At 69.9% G+C, this 23,091-nt stretch carries 19 protein-coding genes; 4 read left to right on the top strand and 15 right to left on the bottom strand.

Annotation, left to right across the window (positions count from 1 at the left end; all coding sequences use genetic code 11):
- Positions 1 to 26 precede the first annotated feature (26 nt).
- From HF576_RS05510 to HF576_RS05470, 9 genes are all read right to left on the bottom strand, one after another.
- A complete protein-coding gene (locus tag HF576_RS05510; protein WP_205834732.1) occupies positions 27 to 1,244 on the bottom strand; it encodes a Gfo/Idh/MocA family protein in 1,218 nt (405 codons plus the stop codon).
- 201 nt (positions 1,245 to 1,445) lie between these two features.
- Positions 1,446 to 2,723 carry an ABC transporter substrate-binding protein gene (locus HF576_RS05505; protein WP_168911721.1) on the bottom strand — a complete coding sequence of 426 codons (1,278 nt, stop codon included), beginning with the start codon at positions 2,721 to 2,723 and terminating at the stop codon, positions 1,446 to 1,448.
- A gap of 36 nt (positions 2,724 to 2,759) precedes the next feature.
- Positions 2,760 to 4,919, bottom strand: coding sequence for a beta-galactosidase (locus HF576_RS05500; protein WP_168911720.1), 2,160 nt, complete (start codon positions 4,917 to 4,919; stop codon positions 2,760 to 2,762).
- 47 nt (positions 4,920 to 4,966) lie between these two features.
- A complete protein-coding gene (locus HF576_RS05495; RefSeq protein ID WP_240948639.1) occupies positions 4,967 to 5,626 on the bottom strand; it encodes a DUF624 domain-containing protein in 660 nt (219 codons plus the stop codon).
- A gap of 3 nt (positions 5,627 to 5,629) precedes the next feature.
- A complete protein-coding gene (locus tag HF576_RS05490) occupies positions 5,630 to 6,565 on the bottom strand; it encodes a carbohydrate ABC transporter permease (RefSeq protein WP_168911719.1) in 936 nt (311 codons plus the stop codon).
- Positions 6,562 to 7,557 carry an ABC transporter permease subunit gene (locus HF576_RS05485; protein ID WP_168911718.1) on the bottom strand — a complete coding sequence of 332 codons (996 nt, stop codon included), beginning with the start codon at positions 7,555 to 7,557 and terminating at the stop codon, positions 6,562 to 6,564. The genes HF576_RS05490 and HF576_RS05485 overlap by 4 nt, the downstream gene beginning before the upstream one ends.
- 76 nt (positions 7,558 to 7,633) lie before the next feature.
- Positions 7,634 to 8,935, bottom strand: coding sequence for an ABC transporter substrate-binding protein (locus HF576_RS05480; protein ID WP_168911717.1), 1,302 nt, complete (start codon positions 8,933 to 8,935; stop codon positions 7,634 to 7,636).
- A 264-nt stretch (positions 8,936 to 9,199) separates the two neighbouring features.
- The gene (locus HF576_RS05475; protein ID WP_168911716.1) at positions 9,200 to 10,282 is read right to left on the bottom strand and encodes a Gfo/Idh/MocA family oxidoreductase; all 1,083 of its coding nucleotides are present in this window, start codon (positions 10,280 to 10,282) and stop codon (positions 9,200 to 9,202) included.
- 164 nt (positions 10,283 to 10,446) lie between these two features.
- The gene (locus HF576_RS05470; protein WP_168911715.1) at positions 10,447 to 12,231 is read right to left on the bottom strand and encodes an ABC transporter ATP-binding protein; all 1,785 of its coding nucleotides are present in this window, start codon (positions 12,229 to 12,231) and stop codon (positions 10,447 to 10,449) included.
- A 52-nt stretch (positions 12,232 to 12,283) separates the two neighbouring features.
- Between HF576_RS05470 and HF576_RS05465 the strand changes: the two genes are divergently transcribed.
- Positions 12,284 to 12,958: a rhamnogalacturonan acetylesterase gene (locus tag HF576_RS05465; RefSeq protein WP_168911714.1), complete on the top strand. Its 675-nt coding sequence runs from the start codon at positions 12,284 to 12,286 to the stop codon at positions 12,956 to 12,958.
- A 179-nt stretch (positions 12,959 to 13,137) separates the two neighbouring features.
- Here the strand turns inward: HF576_RS05465 and HF576_RS05460 are convergent, their stop codons facing one another.
- From HF576_RS05460 to pgm, 5 genes are all read right to left on the bottom strand, one after another.
- Positions 13,138 to 14,157 (bottom strand): LacI family DNA-binding transcriptional regulator, encoded by a 1,020-nt coding sequence (locus tag HF576_RS05460; protein WP_168911713.1) that lies wholly within the window; start codon positions 14,155 to 14,157, stop codon positions 13,138 to 13,140.
- Between the two features lie 80 nt (positions 14,158 to 14,237).
- On the bottom strand, positions 14,238 to 14,384 hold the full coding sequence (locus HF576_RS05455) for a hypothetical protein (RefSeq protein ID WP_168911712.1): 147 nt from the start codon (positions 14,382 to 14,384) through the stop codon (positions 14,238 to 14,240).
- Between the two features lie 70 nt (positions 14,385 to 14,454).
- Positions 14,455 to 15,189, bottom strand: coding sequence for a cupin domain-containing protein (locus tag HF576_RS05450; RefSeq protein ID WP_168911711.1), 735 nt, complete (start codon positions 15,187 to 15,189; stop codon positions 14,455 to 14,457).
- Positions 15,186 to 16,097, bottom strand: coding sequence for a DUF6807 domain-containing protein (locus HF576_RS05445; protein WP_168911710.1), 912 nt, complete (start codon positions 16,095 to 16,097; stop codon positions 15,186 to 15,188). Before HF576_RS05445 ends, HF576_RS05450 begins: the two co-directional genes overlap by 4 nt.
- A gap of 78 nt (positions 16,098 to 16,175) precedes the next feature.
- Positions 16,176 to 17,816: a phosphoglucomutase (alpha-D-glucose-1,6-bisphosphate-dependent) gene (gene pgm, locus HF576_RS05440; RefSeq protein ID WP_168911709.1), complete on the bottom strand. Its 1,641-nt coding sequence runs from the start codon at positions 17,814 to 17,816 to the stop codon at positions 16,176 to 16,178.
- 96 nt (positions 17,817 to 17,912) lie between these two features.
- Here pgm and pheA point away from each other — a divergent pair, with 96 nt between their 5' ends.
- Positions 17,913 to 18,893: a prephenate dehydratase gene (pheA, locus tag HF576_RS05435; protein ID WP_168911708.1), complete on the top strand. Its 981-nt coding sequence runs from the start codon at positions 17,913 to 17,915 to the stop codon at positions 18,891 to 18,893.
- Between the two features lie 119 nt (positions 18,894 to 19,012).
- Here the strand turns inward: pheA and HF576_RS05430 are convergent, their stop codons facing one another.
- On the bottom strand, positions 19,013 to 20,077 hold the full coding sequence (locus HF576_RS05430; RefSeq protein ID WP_168911707.1) for an LLM class flavin-dependent oxidoreductase: 1,065 nt from the start codon (positions 20,075 to 20,077) through the stop codon (positions 19,013 to 19,015).
- A 119-nt stretch (positions 20,078 to 20,196) separates the two neighbouring features.
- Here HF576_RS05430 and HF576_RS05425 point away from each other — a divergent pair, with 119 nt between their 5' ends.
- Both HF576_RS05425 and HF576_RS05420 read left to right on the top strand, forming a co-directional pair.
- Positions 20,197 to 21,204 (top strand): LacI family DNA-binding transcriptional regulator, encoded by a 1,008-nt coding sequence (locus tag HF576_RS05425; protein ID WP_168911706.1) that lies wholly within the window; start codon positions 20,197 to 20,199, stop codon positions 21,202 to 21,204.
- 168 nt (positions 21,205 to 21,372) lie between these two features.
- Entirely contained in the window at positions 21,373 to 23,064 is a 1,692-nt protein-coding gene (locus HF576_RS05420; RefSeq protein WP_168911705.1) for a glycoside hydrolase family 13 protein, read from the top strand.
- Positions 23,065 to 23,091 lie beyond the last annotated feature (27 nt).

Below are 23,091 nucleotides of genomic sequence, written 5' to 3'. Positions count from 1 at the left end.
GTTTCCGTTCTGTGAGTTCAGGCCGCTCAGTCCAGCGACAGCGTCGGCAGCTCGACCTTGCGGCCTTCGCGGCTGGACTGCAGGCCCGCCTCGGCGAGCAGCACACCGCGCGCGCCCGAGAGCAGATCGAACTCGTAGGGGGTGTCGAGCACGTATGACGCGAGGAACTCCTCCCACTGCTGGCGGAAGCCGTTCTGGAACACGTCGTTCGTGGGGACCTCGGCCCAGTCGGCGTCGTAGTCGTGGTCGTCGGCGAGGTCGGGGTTCCACACCGGCTTCGGCGTGGCGTTGCGGTGCTGGATCTTCGCCCCGAACAGGCCGACGACCGCCGACCCGTGCGTGCCGTCGACGTGGAACTCGACGAGCTCGTCCCGGTTCACGCGCACGGTCCACGAGGAGTTGATCTGGGCGATGATGTCGCCCTCGAGCTCGAAGATGCCGTAGGCGGCGTCCTCGGCGGTCGCGGTGTAGTGCTCGCCCTTCTCGTCCCAGCGGTCGGAGATGTGCACGGCTGCCTGCGCGTAGACCGTCTTGACGTCGCCGAACAGGTTCTCGAGCACGTAGTTCCAGTGCGGGAACATGTCGACGATGATGCCGCCCCCGTCCTCGGCGCGGTAGTTCCAGCTCGGGCGCTGGGCGGGCTGCCAATCGCCCTCGAACACCCAGTAGCCGAATTCACCGCGCACCGACAGGATGCGGCCGAAGAATCCGGAGTCGATGAGGCGCTTGAGCTTCTGCAGGCCGGGCAGGTACAGCTTGTCGTGCACGACGCCGGTCTTGACGCCCGCGGCCTGCGCGAGCTTCGCCAGCTCGAGCGCTTCTGCCACGGTCTCGGCCGTCGGCTTCTCGGTGTAGATCGTCTTGCCGGCGGCGATCGCCTTGCGCAGCGCGGACGCGCGGGCCTTGGTGACGAGGAAGTCCGCGTAGATCTCCCAGCGCGGGTCGGCGAGGGCTGCGTCGAGGTCGGTCGTGTAGTCCTCGATGCCGTGCTTGGCGGCGAGGTCGGCGAGCTTGGCCTCGCTGCGGCCGACGAGCAACGGCTTGACGGTGACCTTGGTGCCGTCGGGCAGCTCGATGCCGCCCTGGTCGCGGATGGCGAGGATCGAGCGCACGAGGTGCTGGCGGTAGCCCATGCGGCCCGAGACGCCGTTCATGATCATGCCGATCTCACGCACGCCGTTGTCGTTCGTGCGGGGACGGGCGGATGCCTCGGCCGAGGCCGGGGCGAGTGTCGTGTCGGTCATGGGGTCCTGCTCTCTGCTCTGACGGAAGTCTGTGCGTCACGGGTCGGGAAGGACGACGGGTAAACGCTTTCCAATAGTGTGCCACGGGTTCTGGGGGCCGCGCAAGCAGCGCGGCGATCGCGAGCGAAGGAGAGGGCGCGGGCGGAGGACCGGACCGAGGCGATCGGTCCTCCGCTGCACCCAGCTCCTCCGCCCACGACGTCAGCCGAGGATCGCGTCGGCTTCGGCGAAGAACTGGGTCACGGCGTCGTCGACCGAGATCGCGCCCAGTCCGAGCGACTTGCCGAGGTCCCAGAATGTCTGCTCGAGCGAGCCGTAGCCGACGACGGGGACGGGCGGCGCATCGCCGATGCGGTCGGCGGCCGTCTCGATGTAGTCCGCGACCTGCTTGTCGATCCCCTCGAGGTTCGTGCCCTCGAGCTTGGACGAGGAGGCGGGGAAGCCCAGCGTCGTGCCGAAGATCTCGCCGGCCTCGGGACTGTTCACCACGAAGTCGAGGAAGATCGCCGCAGCCTCGGGGTGCTCGGTGTTCTCGGCGATCGCCATCTGCAGACCCGCCTGACGGTAGAGGTCCTTCGCCCCGTCCTCGGCCGTCGGCGGCGCGATGATCGAGATCGACGAGGCGCCGGAGTCGGCGAGATACCCGCCGAGGAAGTTGCTCCAGCTCATCTCGCTCGCTGTCGCGGCGGCGGCGAAGCCGGACTTGGGCGAAAGCTCTTCGAGCCGCTGCTGCGGCACCGTCACGCCCTCGCGGATCGCGTCGCCCGACTCCCAGAACTCGCGCAGCTCGTCCTCGGTGAAGCCGAGCTCGCCCTCATCGGTGTAGAGGTTGCCGCCGCCGGCCCGCAGCACGAGCTCGAAGTTCTGGATCCGCTGCGTGTAGTCCGTGCCGCCGTAGACGGCGCCGCCGGTCGCTTCGGTCACCTCGGCCATCCACTCGTCGAACTCCTCGAACGAAGTGCCGCCCTCGGGTGCCTCGACGCCCGCCTGAGCGAGCAGGTCGTCGTTGACGAAGTTCGCCCACAGGCTGTAGCCGGTCGGCAGCGAGTACTGCGTGCCCTCGAGCGCTCCGGTGCCCAGGAGCGACTCGTCGAACGTCGTGAAGTCGATGTGCTCCTCGACCTCGGCGAGGTCGAGGAGGTTCCCCGATTCGCCGTACTGACGCAGGTAGCTGTCGGAGAACTGGAACACGTCGGGCAGGCCACCGCCGGCCGCCTCGGTCTGCCGCTTCTCCCAGAAGCTCGGGAAGTCGGTGAACGAGGGGTTGACCGTGATGTTCGGGTACTCCTCGTTGAAGGCCGCGATCAGGTCGTCGTAGCGGGTGGCGCGGTCGTCATTGCCCCAGAACGCGAAGTCGAGGGTCACTTCCTCGTCGGGGTCGAATGCGGCGGGCGCTTCCGAGCTGCCGGCGCAGCCGGCGAGGACCAGCGCGCCGGCGGCGAGCGCCGCGGCCGGTGCGAACAGGCGGGTGCGATTCATCTTCTTCTCCTGGTGGGGTCGGTGCCGGGTCGGGAATCAGTGGAGGGGTGCGGGTGCGAGTGCGGCGGGCGCGGCGGAGGATGCCGGAGCCTCGGCGGCCACCGGGGCGAGGACGAACGCCACCTGCTGGGGCGCGAGCACGCGGCCGCTGACCGCGGCGCCGGTCTCGGCATCCGTCCCCTCGATCATGATGATCGCGTCCTGCTCGCCGTGGTTGATGAGGGTCACGAGGTCGCCTCGGCGGGCCGCCTCGACGCCCGCGGGCAGATCCGCCACGACAGGGCGGACACCGGATGCCGCGACCACGGCAGCCACGACGGCATCGAGTCCACCGGCCACCGGCCCGCCGTCCGAAGGCCCGTTGCTCAGAGGCTGCGTCGCGATGTACCAGGCCTCGCCGGCACCATGCCGGTGGCGCGTCAGTGCGGGCGATCCGGCGGTGAGCCCATCGTCGAAGACCGCGACAACCTCTGCCCCTGCCGCATGCACGCGCTCGGCGACGAGCCGCCCGCGGTGCACGGCGTCCCCGATCCGGAAGGAGACGGTGCCGTCGATCCCTGTGCCGTTGATCCCTGTGCCGTTGATCCCCGTGCCATCGATCCCCGCGCCACCGGCGGCAGAGTCGCGCGCGTGCTGCGCGCCGACGCCGGTTCCGCCGGTACTGGCCCCGCCGAGCGCGCCGAAGTCCTCGAACCGCAGACCCAGCACCGGGCCGAGCTGCGTCAGGAATCCGCCGCCGCGGAACTGGTCGTGCTCATCGACGATGTCGGTGATCGGGCCGGCCAGCAGTGTGCCGCCGGCCGAGACGAACCGCGTGAGTGCGGCAGCGCCTTCGTCGCGGAGGAGGTAGAGCGCCGGTGCGACCGCGAGGTCGTAGCCCGCGTCGACCTCTTCGGGCCCGACGATGTCGACCTGGATGTTGCGCGCATGGAACCCGCCGTACCACTCGAGAACGAGCGCGAGGTAGTCGACCTCCGTGGGGTGGTCCCGCTCCTCGACCGCCCACCAGGCCTCCCAGTCGAAGACGAGGGCCACCCGCGCGTCGCGTCCCGGGGCGGGCAGCTCGGGCAGCGCCGCGAGGCGCGCTCCCAGTTCGGTGACGGCGTTCCACACGCGGGTCTCGGTGCCCGCGTGGGGCAGCATCGCGGAGTGGAACTTCTCGCTGCCGGCACGGGACTGCCGCCACTGGAAGAACATGATGCCGTCGGCCCCGCGGGCGATCGACTGCGCGGTCTCGGCCATGAGCGCACCGGGACGCTTGCCGGGGTTCGACGGACGCCAGTTGACGGCATCCGTCGCCTGCTCCCACAGCAGCCACGGCACGCCCGGCTTGAGCGAGCGCACGAGGTCGCGCTGGAAGGCGGCGTCGCGCACGCGGTGCGGATTGGACGGGTCGGGGTAGCAGTCGTCGGCGATCACGTCCATGAACGGGGCCCAGCGGCGGTAGTCCGCCGGCTTGAACGGGCCCATGAAGTTCGTGGTGATCGGCTGGGTCGCGCCCGCCTCGTGCAGGATCGACCGCTCCATCAAGAAGCACTCGAGCAGCATGTCGGACGTGAACCGGCGGAAGTCGAGCATCGACGAGGGATTGTGGCTGTAGGGCGCGAGGCGCGGCGGGAAGATCTCGTCGAACGATCCGTAGCGCTGCGACCAGAAGCTCGTGCCCCACGCCTCGTTGAGGGCGTCGATCGTCGCGTACCTGTCGCGCAGCCACACACGGTAGGCGTCGCGCGCCGCGTCGGAGAAGTCCATCGGCAGGTGGCAGCCGAACTCGTTGCCGACGTGCCACATGATGACCGCCGGGTGGTGGGCGTAGCGCTCGGCCAATCGGCGGACGAGCTCCCCCGCGAGTCGCCGGTACGTCGGCGACGACGGAGCGAAGTGCTGGCGGCTGCCCGGCCAGTACGAGGCGCCGGACTCGTCGGCCGGCAGGGTCTCGGGGTAGTTGGCGCTCACCCACGGCGGCGGAGAGGCGGTCGCCGTCGCGAGATTCACCCCGATGCCTCCGGCGTGCAGCTTGCCGATCACGGTGTCGAGCCAGGCGAAGTCCCACACGTCCTCGGCGGGCTGGATGCGGGACCACGCGAAGATGCCGAGGCTGACGATGTTGACGCCGGCCTCCTGCATGAGGCGGACGTCCTCGTCCCACACGTCTTCCGGCCACTGGTCGGGGTTGTAATCGGCGCCGTAGAGCACGTCGAGCAGCTCCTGTTCTGATGTGGTCGGGGTGGTCGAGGGGCGTCTCAGCGCCGGCCGCGACGCGCGGGGACGGCGACGACGGCGAAGGCGGCGCAGCCGAGCCCGGCGATGATGAGGGGGACGAGCATCCAGGTCACGACGCCGGCGAGCACCGCGGCTGCGGCGAGGTACACAGCGCCGAGGGGGTCTGCGGCGACGGAACGCGGGATGCTTCGCACCGCGGGACGCCAGCCGCCCTCGGGGGTCCACGACCCCGCGGCGGCGAGCAGGGCGACGGCGCCGGCCGCGAGGCCCGCCCAGCCCACGACGGCGATCGCGGGGCCGCCCGGGAGCAGCCCGGAGCCGGCGAGGTCGATGTCGAGGATGAGCACGAGCGCGAGGATCGCGGCGGTCACGCCGACCACCAGTCCGCCGGGGAGTGCCCTGCGCCAGTCCTGCCAGAACGTCCGCGCGTGCGACTGCTCGGCGTTCACGTAACGGCGCAGATGGCGGATGCCGGCGGCCAAGGCCGCGGGCAGGGTGATGAGGGCCAGACCCGCGGCCGTGATGAGCAGGCCCGTGAGCAGCACCTCGCCGAACAGGGCGAACGCGCCCTTGGCGCCGGGGAAGCGGGAAGGCTCGCGCTCGTCGAGCGTGGGCCCGCTGCCCGAGACGTCGGCGTGGCGCGCGGCTCGCAGCTGCCGGCGGTCCATGGTCTGCGGCATCCGTCAGCCCTTCAATCCCTGGGTCGCGACGCCGTCGACCAGGAAGCGCTGGAAGACGAGGAAGAACAGCAGCACGGGCACGAGCGCGATGAAGGAGGCGGTGACGGTGGCGCCGTAGTCGGCGCCGCCCGACGACGCGTCGTTGTAGAGACGGAGCGCGATCGGAAGGGGGTAGTTCTCGGGGCTGGTGAGGTACAGCAGGGGTCCGAGGAAGTCGTTCCAGGCCCAGATGAACGCGAAGATCGAGCACGTGATCAGGGCGGGCTTGATCAGGGGCAGGATGATCGACCAGAAGATGCGGAGGTGGCCGGCGCCGTCGATGCGCGCTGCCTCGTCCATGTCGCGGGGCATCTGCCGGATGAACTGCACCAGCAGGAAGACGAAGAACGCCTCGGTGGCGAGGAACTTCGGCAGCAGCAGCGGCCAGAACGTGTCGACCATGTCGAGATTGTTGAAGATGATGTACTGCGGGATGATCACGACGTGGAACGGCAGCAGCAGCGTGCCGATCATCGCGGCGAAGAAGATGCCGAGGCCCTTGAACTGGATGCGGGCGAACGCGTAGGCGGCCAGAGCCGATGAGACGACCGTGCCGATCACGGAGCCGACGGCGATGATGAGGGAGTTCAGGAAGAACTTCCACATCGGTGTGCCGGCGATGCCCTCCATCACCTTGACGTAGTTGTCGAACGTCGGGTTCTGGGGGATCAGGCCCTGGTTCTGGCCGAACTCGGCGTTCGGCTTGAAGGTGGACACGAACAGCCACACCAGCGGGTAGAGCACGACCGCGGCCAGGGCGAGCAGCACCACCATCCAGATCACGGTGTGCCAGGTCTTGCGCTTCACCTTTCGGCGGCCCGTAGGCGAGGTCTTCGGGTCGGGATCTACTTGGTTGACCAGTTCGACGAGGTTCGTGGAGGAGAAGTCGGGAACGGTCATCGGTTGTCTCCGGCGTAGTGGACCCAGCTTCGCTGGGTGCGGAACAGGATCACGGCGATGATCGCCACGACGATCAGCAGCACCCACGCGATCGCGGCGGCGTAGCCCATCTGGCCGTCCGAGAAGCCGCGCTTGTAGAGGTAGAGGGTGATGAAGTTCGTCATGCCGGCGGGGCCGCCGGTGCCGTTGGAGATGATGTACGCCGACGCGAACACCTGGAACGCGCCGATCAGGCCCAGCAGCAGGTTGAAGAAGATCACCGGGCTCAGCATCGGGAGGGTGACGGCGCGGAACCGGTGCCAGGGCCCGGCGCCGTCCATCTCAGCCGCCTCGTACAGCTCTTTGGGGATCTGCTTGAGGCCGGCGAGGAAGATGACCATCGTGGCGCCGAACTGCCAGACGGCCAGCAGGATCATCATCGGCAGCACGAGCGCCGGGTTGCCGATCCAGCCGCCCAGGTCGATCCCGAAGAAGCTCAGGGTGCTGTCGACCGGGCCGTCGCCGGAGAACATCGCCCGCCACACGATCGCGACGCTGACCGAGCCGCCGATCAGCGACGGGGCGTAGAACGCGGAGCGGAAGAACCCGGCACCGCGATCGCGGAAGTTGAGCAGCATCGCCACGATCAGTGCTGCGGCCAGGGTGATCGGGGTGCCGACCAGCACGTAGATGAGCGTGATCTGCGCGGACTGCATGAACGCCGGATCGGTAGTGAACATGCGGATGTAGTTGTCCAGCCCGATCCACTTGGGCGGGGAGAAGATGTTGTAGCTGGTGAACGACAGGTACAGCGAGTACACCATCGGGATCAGGGTGAGCCCGAAGAAGCCGATCAGCCACGGAATCAGGAAGCCGAATCCCGACAGCGTCTCGCGGCGCTGCCGCGACCGCTGGCCGGGCCGGTCCACGTGCTCCGGGCGGCGCTTTCGTGACAGGGATCGTCGCGAGGACTTGTCGCCCGTCACGATGACTCTGGTCGCTGTGGTGCTCACGGTGGGATTCTCCGATGGGGGTGGTTCGGGTGGTGGTCCGGGTCCGGGCGCGGCGCGCGCCCGGACCCGAACGGGCTCACTGGTTCAGCACGACGTCCATCTCGGCGAAGAACTGCGTCACCGCGTCCTCGACCGTGACGGTCCCGAAGTTGAGTTCGGTGCCGAGCTGGCGGAACTTCTCCTCGAGGGTGCCGTAGCCGATGATCGGCACGGGCGGGGCGTCGCCCAGACGGTCGGCGATCGAGGCCTCGTAGTCGGCGATCTGCTGGCTCAGCGGGTCGAGCTCGGCCGCCTCGAGGGCGGTCTCGGAGGCCGGGATGCCACGGTTGGTGCCGAAGATCTCACCGGACTGCGGCGAGTTGATGAGGAAGTTCACCAGCGTCGCGGCCGCCTCCGGGTGGTCGGTGTTCGCCGAGATCGCGTGGAGCATCGACGGCTTGAGATACAGGTCCTTCGCGCCCTCCTCGGTGATCGGGGGAGCGACGAGCCCGAGCTCGGTGTAGCCCTCGCCGAGGTTGCCGAGGTAGCCGGATCCGAAGTTGTCCCACGTCAGCTCGCTCGCGGTCAGTGCCGTGTCGAACGGGCTCAGGGGTGCGACCTCCTCGACGCGCTGCTGCGGCACGCCGATGCCGTCGCGGATGTCCTGCCCGGACTCCCAGAACTCGGCCAGTCGCTCCTCGTCGAAGCCGGGCTCGCCCTCGTCGCTGAAGAGGTCGGAGCCTTCGGCGCGCAGCTGAAGCTCGAAGTTCTGGATGCGACCGGTGAAGTCGCTGCCGCCCCAGAAGGCGCCGCCGGAGGCGTCGGTGACCTCACCCATCCACTCGGTGTAGTCCTCCCACGTTCCGCCGCCGAACTCCTCGACGCCGGCCTGCTCGAGCAGCACCGGGTTGGTGTACATGCCCCACGCGTTCGTCGAGGTCGGGATGGCGTAGGTGGTGTCGTTCACGACGCCGATGTCGAGGATGTTCTGCGGCAGCGGGTCGGACTCGATGATGCCGCCGATGTACGGGTCGAGGTCGAGCAGCAGCTCGTTCTCGGAGTACTGGCGCAGATACGAGTAGTCGAACTGCATGACGTCGGGGAGGTTGCCGCCGGCAGCCTCGGTCTGGCGCTTCTCCCAGAACTCGGGGAAGGCGAGGAACGAGGAGTTCACCGTGATGTTCGGGTACTCCTCGTTGAACGCGGCGATGACCTCGTTGTAGAGCTCGGCACGCACATCGTTGCCCCAGAACGCGAGGTCGAGCGTGACCTCCTCGTCGGGGTTGAACGTCGGCTCGCCCTCGGGGGCGTCCCCGCCTCCGCCGGCGCAGCCGGCCAGCACAAGGGCGGCGCCTGCCGCAACGGCGGCGGCTCCAAGAACCCGCTTCCTGCTGAACATCGTTGTCCTCTCTGGAACGTCTGCGTTCGATTCCGCGTGACGCTCATCGTCCTCTGGTGCGGTGTGGTGCGCCCTCCGGTCGATCGGGATGGAAAGCGCTTGCCCGCGAATGTACTCCAGAGAAAAACGTTTCGCAAGCGTCCGCAGCAGATTCGTTTGAACGATTCAGTAACGTGTCGGCGCGCGGCTTCGTCGGGCGCGCCATCAGTGACGCCCCGCGGGCTCGTCGAACGCCGCGGCCGACGCCACGGTGAGGTGGGGGGCTCAGCGCCGGTCGGTGACCGGGCTCGCGAAACCGCGACGGTGCGTGGGGTGGGAGGCCAGCCTGTCGGGCGTGATCGGCGCTCCATCCTCGGCGGCGGACGCGTAGATCGCCGCGACGAGTTCGAAGGAACGGGACGGTTCCGTGCCGACAGGCGGCAGGGGCGTGCCGGCGCGCAGGGAGTCGTACACGTCACGGATCAGCTGGGCGTGCCCGCTCGGCTCCTCGACGTCGGGCAGTGCCCACTCCGCGGCGAGGTTCTCGAACCCCGGCGCCGGCGTGATGCGCCAATTGTCGTGCGCGTGCCCGTACAGGTGATCCACGGTGATGGTCGCGCGCTGCGTGTCGATGCGGATCGAGCTCGTCTCTCGCGGCGACACCGCGCTGGTCACGACCGACGCGACCGCGCCGCCTGCAAACGCGACCGTCGCGGTCGAGGCATCCTCCGTCTGCGTCTCGCGGTCGAGGCGCCACAGCCGGGCCTGCACGCTCTCCCATTCGCCGAGGAGGAAGGACAGCAGGTCGATCTGGTGGATGGCGTGCCCGAGCGTCGGTCCGCCTCCCTCGGTCTCCCACTTGCCGCGCCACGGCACCGCGAAGTACGCGGCGTTGCGATACCAGAGCGTCTGGCATTGCGCGATGAGCGGGCGCCCGAAGGCGCCGTCGTCGAGGAGCCGCTTGACGTGGGCCGCCGCGGTGCCGGTGCGCTGCTGGAAGACCACGACGAGTTCACGCCCGGCGCGTGCGGCTGCCGCGCGCATGTCGTCGAGCTCTTCCAGGCTCGGTGCCGGCGGCTTCTCGACGATGACGTGGGCACCCGCCGCGGATGCTGCGACGGACTGGTCGCGGTGCGCGACCGGCGGCGTGCAGACGTGTACGACGTCGGGGCGCTCGGCCGCCAGCAGGGAGTCGAGGTCGTCGTAGACCGCCGGACCGCCGAACTCCTCCGCAAAGGCGCGGGCCGACTCGGGCGACAGGTCGCTCACGGCGACCAGCTGGGCGTGCGGGTACGCGGCGATCGCCTTCGCGTGGGCATGGGCGATCGCGCCGGTGCCCACGATGGCGCAGCGCAGGGTGTCGGTCACGAGGGCCCCCTAGAAGTACGACGAACGGATGCCCCGGCCCGAGGTATCCGTTCGTCCAGAGTATTCGTTCGTCTGGGTAAGCGCTATCCCGCCTGCTGGATCCGGCGAACGAGGTGGCCGGCAGAAGAGAAGGGCGGTGGGCGAGGGCGGAAGAGCGGATGCTGTCAGCGTGCGTTGCCGGAACCGGACTGGGTCGCGTGGAGATGGGCGTAGCGGCCGGAGGCGGCGAGGAGCGCGTCGTGGGCGCCGGCCTCGACGATCCGGCCGTGCTCCAGCACGACGATCCGGTCGGCCTGGCGCACGGTCGAGAGCCGATGGGCGACGACGAGGGTCGTGCGGCCGGCCATGAGCCGGTTCAGCGCATCCTTCACGAGCTCCTCGGACTCGGGGTCCAGCGCCGACGTCGCCTCGTCGAGGAGGAGGATGCGCGGGTCGCGTACGAGCGCCCGCGCGATCGCGAGCCGCTGCCGCTGGCCGCCCGAAAGGCGCGCGCCGCGCTCGCCCACCACGGTGTTCCAGCCATCGGGGAGCGAGTCGACGAACTCGGCGGCGTTCGCGTCGCGAAGTGCCGCACGCAGGCGGTCGTCGGTGGCGTCATCGAGTCCGTACGCGATGTTCTCGCGAATGGTCCCCTCGAAGAGCACCGACTCCTGCGGCACCACCGACACGAAGCGACGCACTGCACGCAGGTCCAGGTCCTGCATGTCGGCGCCGTCGAGCAGGATCCGCCCTGACGTCGGGCGTACGAAGCCCAGCACCAGATTGAGCATCGTGGACTTGCCCGACCCCGACGACCCCACGAAGGCCACGGTCTGACCGGCCGGGATGTCGAGCGAGACGTCGTGTACGGCATCCCGATCCGCTCCCTCGTACCGGTGCGACACGTGCTGCAGCTCGACGTGACCGGTCACCGACGAGACCGTGCGCTTGCCGGCGTTCTGCTCGAGGTCGGGCTCCTGCAGCACCTCGGCGATCGACCGCATCGACTCCAGCCCCCGTGCGCCGACAGGGATGAGCATCAGCAGCTGGGTCAGGCCCTGCGTGAGGAGTGCGAAGTAGGTCGACAGCAGCACGACCTCGCCGGGAGTGATCGGAAGGATGCCGGTGAGCGCGAACACCGCCGCGAGCACCAGGCAGCCGAGCCCGAGCAATTGCATCGTGACCCACGAGAGCGAGGCGACGTGGCCGTTGAGCATGTCGAGGTGCAGGCCTGCGCGGCGGACCCCGTCGGCTCCGGCCGATACGCGCGACACGGCGGTCTGCTCGAGGCCGTGCGCGCGGGTGACAGGCATGAGCGAGGCCATCTCGCCGACCCGCGCGGCGAAGCCTTCGACCTCGCGGCGGAACACCTCGTTGCGCACGCGGGACCGCCGGCCGAGCGCCCACCGCAGTCCGAGCGCGATCGGCACGGCGAGCGCGTACACCGGGAGGAACTCCGGAACGGCGATCGCGGTCATGGCGATGGCGCCGATGAGCACCATCGTCGCCGACAGCAGCGGGTGGGTCACCTGCTGCAGCATGAGCTCGATGTTCTCGACGTCGCGCACGACCTTGGTCTGCATGATCGAGGCGCTGACGCGGGTGTGGTAGCCGATCGAGAGGCTCTGCAGCCGCGCGGCGAGGGCGTTGCGCAGATCGGCGCCGGTGTCGCGCACCACCGTCATGAAGTTGCGGGTGTAGACGATGTGGTTCGGGTAGTTCTGGATCAGCAGCGCAGCCGAGATCGCGAACCACACGAGAACCGTCGAGACCTCACCACCCGTGGCGACCAGATCGATGATCTCTGCGGTCACGACCGGCAGGAACCACAGCGGGATCTCCTTCAGGGCGAAGGCGAGGATGGCCACGGTCATGCGTCCGGGGCGGCGCGCCAGCAGCCGCAGCACCGAGCGTGCGGGGCGGGGCTGCTGCGCGATCCGGATCGTGCCGGTAAACGCTTTCTGCGTCATGATGACATGGTAGCGACGGATGCCGCTCCCGCCGCCTCTGGAGGTTCCGCACATGACGTACCATCTCGCCGGCGACTCGACGGTCGCGCCTGCCAAGCCCGAAGAGCTGCCCATGACCGGCTGGGGTTCGTACATCGAACCGGTCGTCGGCGCGCCGGTGCGAAACCTCGCCTACGGCGGGGCGACGACGGAGTCGTTCCTCGCGGACGGTTCGTGGGACCGACTGCTGGGTGGCGTCGAGCCGGGCGACACGGTCGTCATCCAGTTCGGCCACAACGATCAGAAGCAGCCCGAGCTGCTCGCCTCGCGCGGCGGCTATCGCGACCGCCTCGAGCGCATGGTCGAGCAAGCGCGCGAGCGGGGCGCCACCGCGGTGCTGTGCACCTCGACCGAGCGGCGCTGGTTCGACGGCGACCGGGTCACGCCGACGCACGGCGACTATCCCAACGCGGTGCGTGATCTCGCGGACGAGCTGGACGCGCCGCTCATCGACCTCACCGCGTTCACGACGTGGCTCTACGAGGACCTCGGGCCGGAGGCATCCCGCGCCCTGCTCAGCCACTTCGCCCCCGGCGAGCATCCAGCCTGGCCCGACGGCCTCGCCGACGACACCCATTTCCACGAGCGCGGCGCGCGGCGCATCGCCTCGTTCGTCGGCTGGTCCTTGCGTGCCGCCGAGCGCCGCGACGGCGACGGCGAAGCCCTCGGGTCGCAGCTCCTGAGCTGACGGCGCCTCTCGCCGGCCCCACGCCGTTTCGAATCGCGCACTTTGCACAGAACGGCGCCCGCGGGTTGCAAAGTGCGCGATTCGAAAGGGTGGAGGGGTCCGTCGGCGATCCGCCTCGCCGGGCAAACCGGTGGAGGGGCCGCACCCGGCCCAGGATTCGAACGCGTCGACGGCGGCTGTCAGCGGCCGGCGTCGCCGGTCGTGGACTCGCGCACGACGATCTCGGGCTGATACACGATGTTGCCGAGGTCGGGACCGGCCGTCCCGGCGATGCGAGCCAGCAGCAGCTCGGCTGCCGTGCGGCCCATCTCGCGGGCCGGCTGCCGCACCGAGGTGAGGGGCACGGCGGCGAGGGCGGCGAACTCGATGTCGTCGTACCCGACGACCGCCACGTCAGCGGGCACGCGCACGCCACCCGAGATCAGGCCGTGCACGAGACCGATCGCGAGGTGGTCGTTCGAGACGACGAGCCCGTCGGGCCGATCCGCCGGTGCGCGCGCGGCCAGCTGCTCGCCGAACGCCCGGCCCAGGTCGGACGTGGTGCGCTCCGTCCAGATCAGCTCGAGGCCGGCATCCGGGTGTCGCGCGACGGCCAGGCGCGCGCCGTGCAGCCGCTCGCGCACCTGGCGGACCTCCTCACGCGCGCCGACGAAGGCCAAGCGGCGGCGGCCGGCGGCAAGCAGATGCTCGGCGGCGAGCCGCCCGCCCGCGACGTCGTCGAACGACACCGACGGAACCTCTCCGCCGTCGTCGACCGCGTCGACGAGGACGACCGGGATGCCACGCCCGCGCAACCGCTGCAGCCACGGCTGCAGGGGCCCGAAGGGGCTCACCAGCGCACCCTCGACCTGCACGCGCTCGAACAGCTCGAGGTGGTCGCGTTCCTTGCCGATGTCGTCGCTGGAGTTGCCGACCAGCACCCGCATTCCGGCCGCGGATGCGGCATCCTCCGCACCGGCCACCATGTCGGCGAAGAACGGGTTGGCGATGTTGATGACCGTCATGCCGAGCAGCCCGCTGCGTCCTGCCCGCAGCTGCTGAGCCGCCTGAAGCGGCACATAGCCGAGCTGATCGGCCGCTGACCGCACGCGCTCGACGAGCTTCTCGCTCACCATGTGCGGCCGGTTGAGTGCGTTCGAGACCGTGCTGATCGACACGCCGGCGCGCTGGGCGACGTCGCGGATCCCGGCTCGCTTCATGCTCGCCATGGTAGGCGCTTACCGGGGGAGCGGCCTCGCAGGTGGATGCCACCGGGGAGGCCGCGTCGCCCGGCGCGGGTCTAGCGCTTCTTGATGTTGGTGATGGCGTCGCTGTCGGCCGCGCGGCTGTTGGCCGCCTTCTTGTCGGCCTTCGCGAGACGCTTCTCTTTCAGCGTCTTGGCGGGCGCGGTCTTGCCGCCCTCCTTGCGCGTGGATTTGTCACCCATGGGTTTCGCTCCTTTGAGAGCCGCGGTGACCCTGTGGTGCTGAGGCTACACGTACGTCCCTCCGGCGAGGTCAGGCCGGGGCCGGACCGGGCCACTCCCACGTCTGCAGGCGGCCGCACATGCCGAACGCGGGCGGGCCGTCGTCGCGGTCGCCGCGCCCGACCGCGGCGCCGGCCATGAGACCCGGCATCCCGTCCCCGAGTCGAGCCAGGGCCTCTCGCGTACGCGCCGTCTCAGCCTCGACCGTCGCGGACCACAGGCGCTGCCATTTCTCGGTCTTCGGCCGCACCAGCCGGGCCGCGCGTTCGTGCAGCTCGGTCAGCGCGGCCGGTCCCCGCTCGTCGATCGCGGCCAGCAGTTCGAGGTAGCCGCGCATGGCCAGATCCCGGCGGGCGCGAGCCGCGGCGGCGCGCTCATCGACGGTGCCTTCGGCGGGGAGTGTCGCGGCGGCCGCGTACGCCTCGGGGTCGTCGAGCACGTCGGACGGGAAGGTCATGACGGCGTCGCCTGCCTCCGGCAGCCCGGCGTTCTGCATGATCACGACGAGCTCGAGTCCGCCGTGGTTCACGAGGCGGTGCACCGTGCCGGGAGAGAACCACACGACCTCGCCGGGTTCCAGACGATGGATGCCGCGCCCCGCGGCGGACACGGTGTGCACCTCGCCCGAGCCACTGGTCACGACGTAGCCCTCGCTCGAGACGGTGTGCAGGTGCGGGGACCCGCCGCGCAGACCGTCCTGTGCCTCCCAGTCGTAGACCCGCAGTCTGCTCACGGCCACGCCGCCGGGAAAGAGGGGCGCGGTCACGGTGCGAGCTCCGCCGCGATCGCGCGCGTCTCGTCCGGCGTCCAGATGCGGTCGCCGAACACATGGCGGTGGCTCAGCGAGATGGTGGCGCCGGGTCCGAGCAGGATCGGCTCGTCGAAAGAAGGAGAGGGCGCGAGGATGGGGAAGGGCTCGCTGCGCACGAACCACCTGATCGGGGGAGCACCGGTGGACGTGCCCGCGAAGGCGAGCACGGTGCCTCCGCCGTCGAACTCGTCGTGCTCCCCCGAGACCGCAACCCATGGAGCGGTCGAGCCCATCACGGCGTCGGCGCCCGCGTCGTCGGCGAGCCCGCCGGCGAGCACCCGGCCGCCGGTCCAGGCACGGGGCATCCGGATGACGAATCCGGTGTACCCGGCGCGGGGCCTGCCCTGCGTCGTCGGGCTGCCGAGCTCGAGGGAGCGGTCCGAGATGTTGCGCAGGGTCGTGTCGAAGTCGAGCTGCCACAGGCCGCGATCCGTGTCGACGCCGTGGAACCGGTGGCTGCGGGTCTCGGCCAGCCATTCGTCGCCGGCCCGCGTGATCCAGGTCAGCTGTTCGGCGAACGAGACGTCGGCGCCCGACTCACGGACCGTGGTGAAGCCGTCGTGCCGCATGCGGCCGACGTTGTCGAGCTGCGTGTAGCCGGTGTCGCGATGGTAGGTGGGGCCGCCCCAGAAGTTCTCGCCCGACACGTGGGTCCACGTCATCTGCAGACCCTTGTGCCACCGGTGATCCCACGGGCGGAAGGCGGTGAGCGGCGCGCCGTCGAGCGTGCGCAGCGGGTGCAGGAATGGCTTCGGACCCTCGGATGCCGCACCGCCCGGGTCGAACGCGTAGCGGGCGATGTCCAGTCCGGCCGTCGTCACGATGAGCTCGGTCTTATCGGCGCGCAGCGCGATATCTGCCATGCGCCCATTGTGCCCGAGGCGCATAGAAAACGCTTCCCGTCGTTCGGGCGTCCGAGCGATATTCGCGACGGTTCGCGGTCAGGCGCCGAGGGCCTCGGTCACCACGGCCCGAGCCTCCTCCTGCACCTCCGCGAGATGCTCGGGGCCGCGCAGCGACTCCGCGTACAGCTTGTACACGTCCTCGGTGCCGGACGGACGGGCGGCGAACCACGCGTGCTCGGTCTGCACCTTGACCCCGCCGATCGCGGCGCCGTTTCCCGGCGCGTGCGAGAGCTTGGCGATGATCGGCTCGCCGGCGAGCTCGGTCGCGGTGACCGCGTCAGGCGACAGCTTGCCGAGCGCCGCCTTCTGCGCCGGCGTCGCGGGAGCATCCACACGCTGGTAGGCCGACGCGCCGAACTCGGCCTCGAGCTCGGCGTACCGCTGCGAGGGCGTCTTGCCGGTCACCGCGAGGATCTCTGCCGCCAGCAGGCACAGCAGGATGCCGTCCTTGTCGGTCGTCCACACCGAGCCGTCCATGCGCAGGAACGACGCTCCTGCCGACTCCTCGCCGCCGAACGCGACGGTGCCGTCGAGCATCCCGGGTACGAACCACTTGAAGCCCACCGGCACCTCGAGCAGCCGGCGGCCGAGGCGCTCGGCCACGCGGTCGATCATCATCGAGCTGACCAGCGTCTTGCCGACCGCGGCATCCGTCGGCCACCCGTCGCGGTGCGAGAACAGGTAGTCGATCGCGACCGCCAGGTAGTGGTTGGGGTTCATGAGCCCCGCGTCGGGCGTGACGATGCCGTGCCGGTCGGCGTCGGCGTCGTTGCCGGTGAGGATGTCGTATTCGTCGCGGCGGCCGATGAGCCCCGCCATCGCCGACGGGGACGACGGATCCATGCGGATCTTCTCGTCCCAGTCGAGCGTCATGAACTTCCACGTCGGGTCGACGTCGGGATTGACGACGGTGAGGTCCAGCCCGTGGACTTCGGCGATCAAGGCCCAGTAGTCGACGGATGCCCCGCCCAGCGGGTCGGCTCCGATCCGCACACCGGAGCGGCGGATCGCCTCGACATCGATGATGTTCGACAGGTCGCGCACGTACGCGTCGCGGAAGTCGTACTCGCCGATCGTGTCGCCGTCGAGATCCTTGAACGGGGTACGGGCCACCCCGTCGAGCCCGGACGCGATGAGCGCGTTGGCGCGGTCTGCGATCCAGCCGGTCGCATCGGTGTCGGCGGGCCCGCCGTTCGGCGGGTTGTACTTGAATCCGCCGTCGCGCGGCGGGTTGTGGCTGGGGGTGACGACGATGCCGTCCGCGCGGCCGGGGTCGGCAGCATCCCGCCCCCTGTTGTAGGTCAGGATCGCGTGGCTGAGGGCGGGTGTCGGCACCCACGAGTCGCGGGCGTCGACGCGCACGTCCACGCCGTTGGCCACGAGCACCTCGACCGCGCTGCGCTCGGCCGGCAGCGACAGCGCGTGCGTGTCGCGTCCCAGGAACAGCGGCCCCTCGATGCCCTGAGCGCGGCGGTAGTCGACGATCGCCTGCGTCGTGGCGAGGATGTGGGTCTCGTTGAAGCTCGCGGACAGGCTCGAACCGCGGTGGCCGCTGGTGCCGAACGCGACGCGCTGCTCGGGAACGTCCGGATCCGGCGCGACGTCGTAGTAGGCGGCGATCACCTCGTCGACGTCGATGAGGTCGGATGCTTCGGCCGGCTGTCCTGCACGAGTCATGCCTTCCAGTCTGCCTCTCCTCGAGGCCGGGCGCACGATCCGCCCTCACCGAGCCGCGCGGCCCCGGCGGCCGGGCACGTGGCTAGGCTGGCACGCGTGACTTCCGAGGCCCCCGCCGCGCAGGCTCCCGCTCCCGTCCGCCGCACCTACAGCTACCTCGGCCCCGCAGGCACGTTCACCGAGGCGGCGCTCGCGCAGGTGCCCGAAGCGCGGGGGCACGACTGGCGGCCTGTGCGCAATGTGGGCGAGGCCCTGGCCGACGTCGTCGATGGACGCTCGGATGCCGCGATGATCGCGATCGAGAACTCCGTGGACGGGGGCGTCTCGACGGCGCAGGACGCGCTGGCCACCGTCCCCGGGCTGCGCATCGTCGGCGAGTACCTCGTGCCCGTCGAGTTCGTGCTGGTGGGCCGCCCAGGCGCCCGCATCGACGGCGTCTCCCTCATCGCCGCCCACCCGGTGGCGTACGCACAGTGCCTGCAGTGGCTCTCGCGCACCCTTCCGGCGCACGCGCACGTGCCGGCCTCGAGCAACGTCGCGAGCGCGATGGGCCTCGTCGACGGGACGAGCGATGCGGATGCCGCCATCGCGCCCCCCGGGATCCTCGAGCATCACGAGCTCGAGCTGCTCGCGTCGAACATCGGCGACAATCCGCACGCCGTGACGCGCTTCGTGCTGGTCAGCCGGACGGTCGCGCCGCCGCCGCCGACCGGGGCCGACAAGACGTCACTCATCGTCGAGCTGCCCGACGACCACCCCGGTGCGCTGCTCGAGATGCTCGAGCAGTTCGCGACCCGTGGCATCAACCTGTCGCTGCTGGCCTCGCGGCCCATCGGCGACGCGCTCGGCCGCTACCGCTTCGTGATCGACGCCGACGGGCACATCGAGGACGAGCGCATGGCCGACGCCCTGCTGGGGCTGCGCCGTTTCAGCCCGAAGGTGATCTTCCTCGGCTCGTACCCGCGCGCGGACCGCGCGGTCGTGCATTACCCGGAGCGCTACTCCGACGACGTCTTCGTCGAGGCGCGCGACTGGCTGCGAGGACTCATCTCGGGCGAGCCCGAGGTGCAGGAGTAGCGCTGGGGGCCACCGCTGCGCGGGATCATCCTCCGGCGTGCGACCCGCGGCGTCGACTTCGGCGGCGGCGCCCGCCAGTCCCGAGCCCGCACGCCCTCCGGAGATCCCGCTCCGCTGACTTAGCGGGAGATGAAGGCAGCGAGCAGCTCGAGGGTCTGCAGCCGGCCGGGCGAGGCATCCATCGGCTCGTTCTCGTACGATCCCGCGATCGGCGAGATCATCACCTCGTCGACGCCGTGCTGCGCGGCGAAGTCGCGGAGTTCGGATGCCACGGCTTCGGCCGTGCCGACGAACCACTTCGCGCGGGCCGCGGCCATGAACGTGTCGCCGAGGCCCGCGAAGTCGTCGGCGCGGGCGATCGACTCCTCGACCGTCTCGAGCGGGACGAGCGGCTTATTGGTGCGCAGCCGCGCCGTCATGCGCAGGTTGGGCAGCGCGCGCGCCTCGGCCTCGTCCTGCGTTGCGGCGACCAGGACGTTCGCGGTGAGGAAGGTGCGGGGCGCGGCGAGGGTCTCGCTGGGCTGGAACTGCGTGCGGTACAGCGCGAGCGCGCGCTCGAGACCCTCGCCCGAGAAGTGGTTCGCGAAGACGTAGGGCAGACCGAAGGATGCCGCGAGCTGGGCCGAGTAGTCGCTCGAGCCGAGCAGCCACACCTCGGGCGTCGTGGTGGCCGACGGGGTTGCGCGCACCTCGTAGGTGCCGCCGCTCGTGAACCGCAGCGACGCGCCTTCGGACGACACGAGCGACGCGATGTCGCGCACGTTCTCGGGGAAGCGCTCGACGTCGCTGGTGGTGCCGCTCTGACGCAGCAGCTGGGTGATGACCGGGTCCGAGCCGGGTGCACGTCCGATCCCGAGGTCGATGCGGCCGGGCGCGATGGCCTCGAGCGCCGCGAACTGCTCGGCGACCACGAGCGGGGAGTGGTTCGGCAGCATCACGCCGCCCGAGCCGAGGCGGATGCGCGACGTCCGTGTCGCCGCGGCGGCCGCGAGAACCGGCGGCGTCGTGGAGGCGACGGCCGGCATGTTGTGATGCTCGGCGAACCAGTACCGGCGGTATCCGAGCTCGTCGGCACGCGCGACGAGGTCGAGCGATGCCGCGACGGCCTGGGCGCTCGTCTGGCCGGTGCGCACCGGCACGAGGTCGAGGACGGACAGGGCCGGGGCGGGGGCTGCGGTACTCATCGTGGACTGCAACCGCGCGCCCCGGCATCCGCATTCCGGATCCGGTGCGATTTCGCGTCGAGCCGGCCCGCTTGCATGGGCTTGCGGAATCCTGCAAGTTCTTGCGTACACTGAGCGACATGTCGAAGCGTCTTGCCGAGGTCGCGCGCAAGGTCGGGGTGAGCGAGGCGACCGTCAGTCGCGTTCTCAACGACAAGCCCGGAGTGTCGGATGCCACGCGTCAGGCCGTCCTCACGGCACTGGACGTGCTGGGGTACGAGCGTCCGACGAAGCTGCGGGGGGAACGCGCCCGGCTGGTCGGGCTCGTGCTGCCCGAGCTTCAGAACCCGATCTTCCCGGCGCTCGCCGAGATCATCGGCGGAGGTCTGACGCAGAACGGCTACACGCCGCTGCTGTGCACGCAGAACGCCGGCGGCATCACCGAGTCGGACTACGTCGACCTGCTGCTCGCGCAGCAGGTGTCGGGCGTCATCTTCCTCGGGGGGAACTACAGTCAGGCGGATGCCGCGCACGAGCACTACGAACGCCTCCGGCAGGTGAACCTGCCGGCTGTCCTCGTCAACGCCCGTATCGATGCCCTCGACTTCGCCACCGTCTCGACCGATGACGCCGCGGCCGCCGAGCAGGCCATCCAGCATCTGCACCAGCTCGGCCATCGCCGCATCGGCATACTCCTGGGTCCCCTCGACCACGTGCCGTCGCAGCGCAAGCTCGCCGCCGCGCGTCGGTTGCTGGAGCATCTCGGCTCGCCGCTCGAGGATGACCTCGTGGTACGCGGCCTGTATTCGCTCGAGTCCGGCCAGGCCGGGGCGTCCCGCCTCTTCGCCGCCGGCGCGACCGCCGTCGTGTGCGCGAGCGACCCGCTCGCGCTCGGCGCCGTGCGCGCCGCGCGCCGGGCCGGGCTGCGCGTGCCGGCCGATGTGAGCGTCGTCGGATACGACGACTCGTTCCTCATGAGCTGCACCGAGCCGCCGCTGACCACCGTGCGTCAGCCCATCGAGTCGATGGGGCGCACCGTGATCGAGCTGCTCCTGTCGCAGATCGCCGGAACGACCGAACCCGGTGACGAGCTGCTGTTCGAACCCGAGCTGGTGCTTCGCGCGTCGACAGGCCCCGTCGCCGCCTGAGCCGTATCCACCGACCTCGACCGAAGAATCGGCCACGTCCCTGAGGACGTGGCCGATTCGCGTCGTCTGCACGGTGTTGCAAGATCGTAATCTTGCGTGAATCTGTTTAAGACTTGCGTAACTCCATTGACCGCAATACATTCACCTCATCGAGTCTTTCCATCGACGATGAGGAGTTCCGTGGACACCGAGGTCCTTGCACGCGGCAGCCGCGCGGTTCCCGCGACCGACGACCCGCTGTGGTGGCGGTCCGCCGTCATCTACCAGGTGTACGTGCGCAGCTTCGCCGACGGCAACGGCGACGGCACGGGTGACCTCGCGGGCGTTCGGCAGCGGCTGCCGTACCTCAAGGACCTCGGCGTCGACGCGATCTGGTTCAACCCGTGGTATCCGAGCCCCATGGCCGACGGCGGGTACGACGTGCAGGACTACCGCGACATCGACCCGCGCTTCGGCACCTTGGAGGAGGCGGAGCAGCTGATTCAGGATGCTCTGGCGCTCGGCATCCGGACCATCATCGACATCGTCCCGAACCACATTTCGGATCAGCACCCCTGGTTCCAGGCCGCGCTCGCCGCGGACCCCGGCAGCCCCGAGCGGGAGCGCTTCTGGTTCCACCCGGGCAGGGGCGTGAACGGCGATGAGATGCCCACCAACTGGGTGTCGAGCTTCCAAGGCGATACGTGGACGCGCACGACGAACCCGGACGGGACCCCGGGGGAGTGGTACCTGCACCTGTTCACACCCCAGCAGCCCGACCTCAACTGGAATCACCCGGACGTCCGTCGCGAGCACGAGGACATCCTCCGGTTCTGGCTCGACCGGGGCGTCGCCGGGGTTCGCATCGACTCCGCGGCCCTGCCTGTGAAGGATCCGGCCCTGCCCCCGTTGGACGGCTCGTCCTACGCGCCCGGCACGCACCCGCACCTCGACCGTGACGAACTGCACGAGATCTACCGCGATTGGCGTCGAGTTCTCGACGAGTACGACGGCACACGCGTGCTCGTGGGCGAGGTGTGGCTCGACGACGCCGAGCGTTTCGCCCGGTATCTGCGGCCGGACGAGATGCACACCGCCTTCAATTTCGACTTCATGACACAGCCGTGGAGTGCGACGGCCTTGCGGACATCGATCCAGCGCACGCTCGTCGAACACGAGCCGATCGGTGCGCCGGCGACGTGGGTGCTGTCGAATCACGATGTCACCCGCCCGGTCACGCGTTACGGGCGAGCCGACTCAGCATTCGCGTTCGCCCGCAAGCGCTTCGGCACGCCGACCGACATCGTGCGAGGAACGACGCGTGCTCGTGCGGCCGCGATGCTCGCCGCGGCGCTGCCGGGGAGCATGTACATCTACCAGGGGGACGAGCTCGGTCTTCCGGAGGTCGAACTCCCCACGGACGTCATCGAGGACCCGATGCACTTCCGCTCCGGCGGGGTGGACCCAGGACGCGACGGATGCCGCGTTCCGCTGCCGTGGGCAGGAACCCGGCCGCCGTACGGCTTCGGCCTCGATGCGGACGCCGCGACGTGGCTGCCCCAGCCCTCGGATTGGGCAGACCTGACGGTGGACGCGCAAGCGCGGAACGCGGCATCCATGCTGTCGCTCTACAAGGCGGCGCTGCATCTCCGGCGTGAGAATCCCGATCTGCGCGACGAGCGGCTGCACTGGCTCGAACTCGGTGCCGACGTGCTCGCCTTCCGCCGCGGTGAGCGGACGGTCTCGATGACGAACCTCGGCCCCGTACCGGTGCCGCTCCCTGCCCACCGACGGGTGCTGCTGGCGAGCACGCCGACCTCGTCGCTTGCCGTCTCCGGTGCGGCGCTGCCTCCTGACTCCACCGTGTGGCTCGAAGTCTGAGCCTCACACCCCACCACACCAACACCA

Source organism: Microbacterium salsuginis (assembly GCF_012524205.1).
Lineage (GTDB): Bacteria > Actinomycetota > Actinomycetes > Actinomycetales > Microbacteriaceae > Microbacterium > Microbacterium salsuginis.
The sequence above is the reverse complement of the archived record's forward strand: the minus strand, read 5'-3'. Positions and strand labels throughout refer to the sequence as shown.

Bases quoted from the DNA above. Each gene is read 5' to 3' on its own strand.
- HF576_RS05510 (WP_205834732.1), bottom strand. From the start codon at position 1,244: ATGACCGACACGACACTCGCCCCGGCCTCGGCCGAGGCATCCGCCCGT.
- HF576_RS05505 (WP_168911721.1), bottom strand. From the start codon at position 2,723: ATGAATCGCACCCGCCTGTTCGCACCGGCCGCGGCGCTCGCCGCCGGC.
- HF576_RS05495 (WP_240948639.1), bottom strand. From the start codon at position 5,626: ATGCCGCAGACCATGGACCGCCGGCAGCTGCGAGCCGCGCGCCACGCC.
- HF576_RS05490 (WP_168911719.1), bottom strand. From the start codon at position 6,565: ATGACCGTTCCCGACTTCTCCTCCACGAACCTCGTCGAACTGGTCAAC.
- HF576_RS05480 (WP_168911717.1), bottom strand. From the start codon at position 8,935: ATGTTCAGCAGGAAGCGGGTTCTTGGAGCCGCCGCCGTTGCGGCAGGC.
- HF576_RS05470 (WP_168911715.1), bottom strand. From the start codon at position 12,231: ATGACGCAGAAAGCGTTTACCGGCACGATCCGGATCGCGCAGCAGCCC.
- HF576_RS05465 (WP_168911714.1), top strand. From the start codon at position 12,284: ATGACGTACCATCTCGCCGGCGACTCGACGGTCGCGCCTGCCAAGCCC.
- HF576_RS05460 (WP_168911713.1), bottom strand. From the start codon at position 14,157: ATGAAGCGAGCCGGGATCCGCGACGTCGCCCAGCGCGCCGGCGTGTCG.
- HF576_RS05455 (WP_168911712.1), bottom strand. From the start codon at position 14,384: ATGGGTGACAAATCCACGCGCAAGGAGGGCGGCAAGACCGCGCCCGCC.
- HF576_RS05445 (WP_168911710.1), bottom strand. From the start codon at position 16,097: ATGGCAGATATCGCGCTGCGCGCCGATAAGACCGAGCTCATCGTGACG.
- pgm (WP_168911709.1), bottom strand. From the start codon at position 17,816: ATGACTCGTGCAGGACAGCCGGCCGAAGCATCCGACCTCATCGACGTC.
- HF576_RS05430 (WP_168911707.1), bottom strand. From the start codon at position 20,077: ATGAGTACCGCAGCCCCCGCCCCGGCCCTGTCCGTCCTCGACCTCGTG.
- HF576_RS05425 (WP_168911706.1), top strand. From the start codon at position 20,197: ATGTCGAAGCGTCTTGCCGAGGTCGCGCGCAAGGTCGGGGTGAGCGAG.
- HF576_RS05420 (WP_168911705.1), top strand. From the start codon at position 21,373: ATGAGGAGTTCCGTGGACACCGAGGTCCTTGCACGCGGCAGCCGCGCG.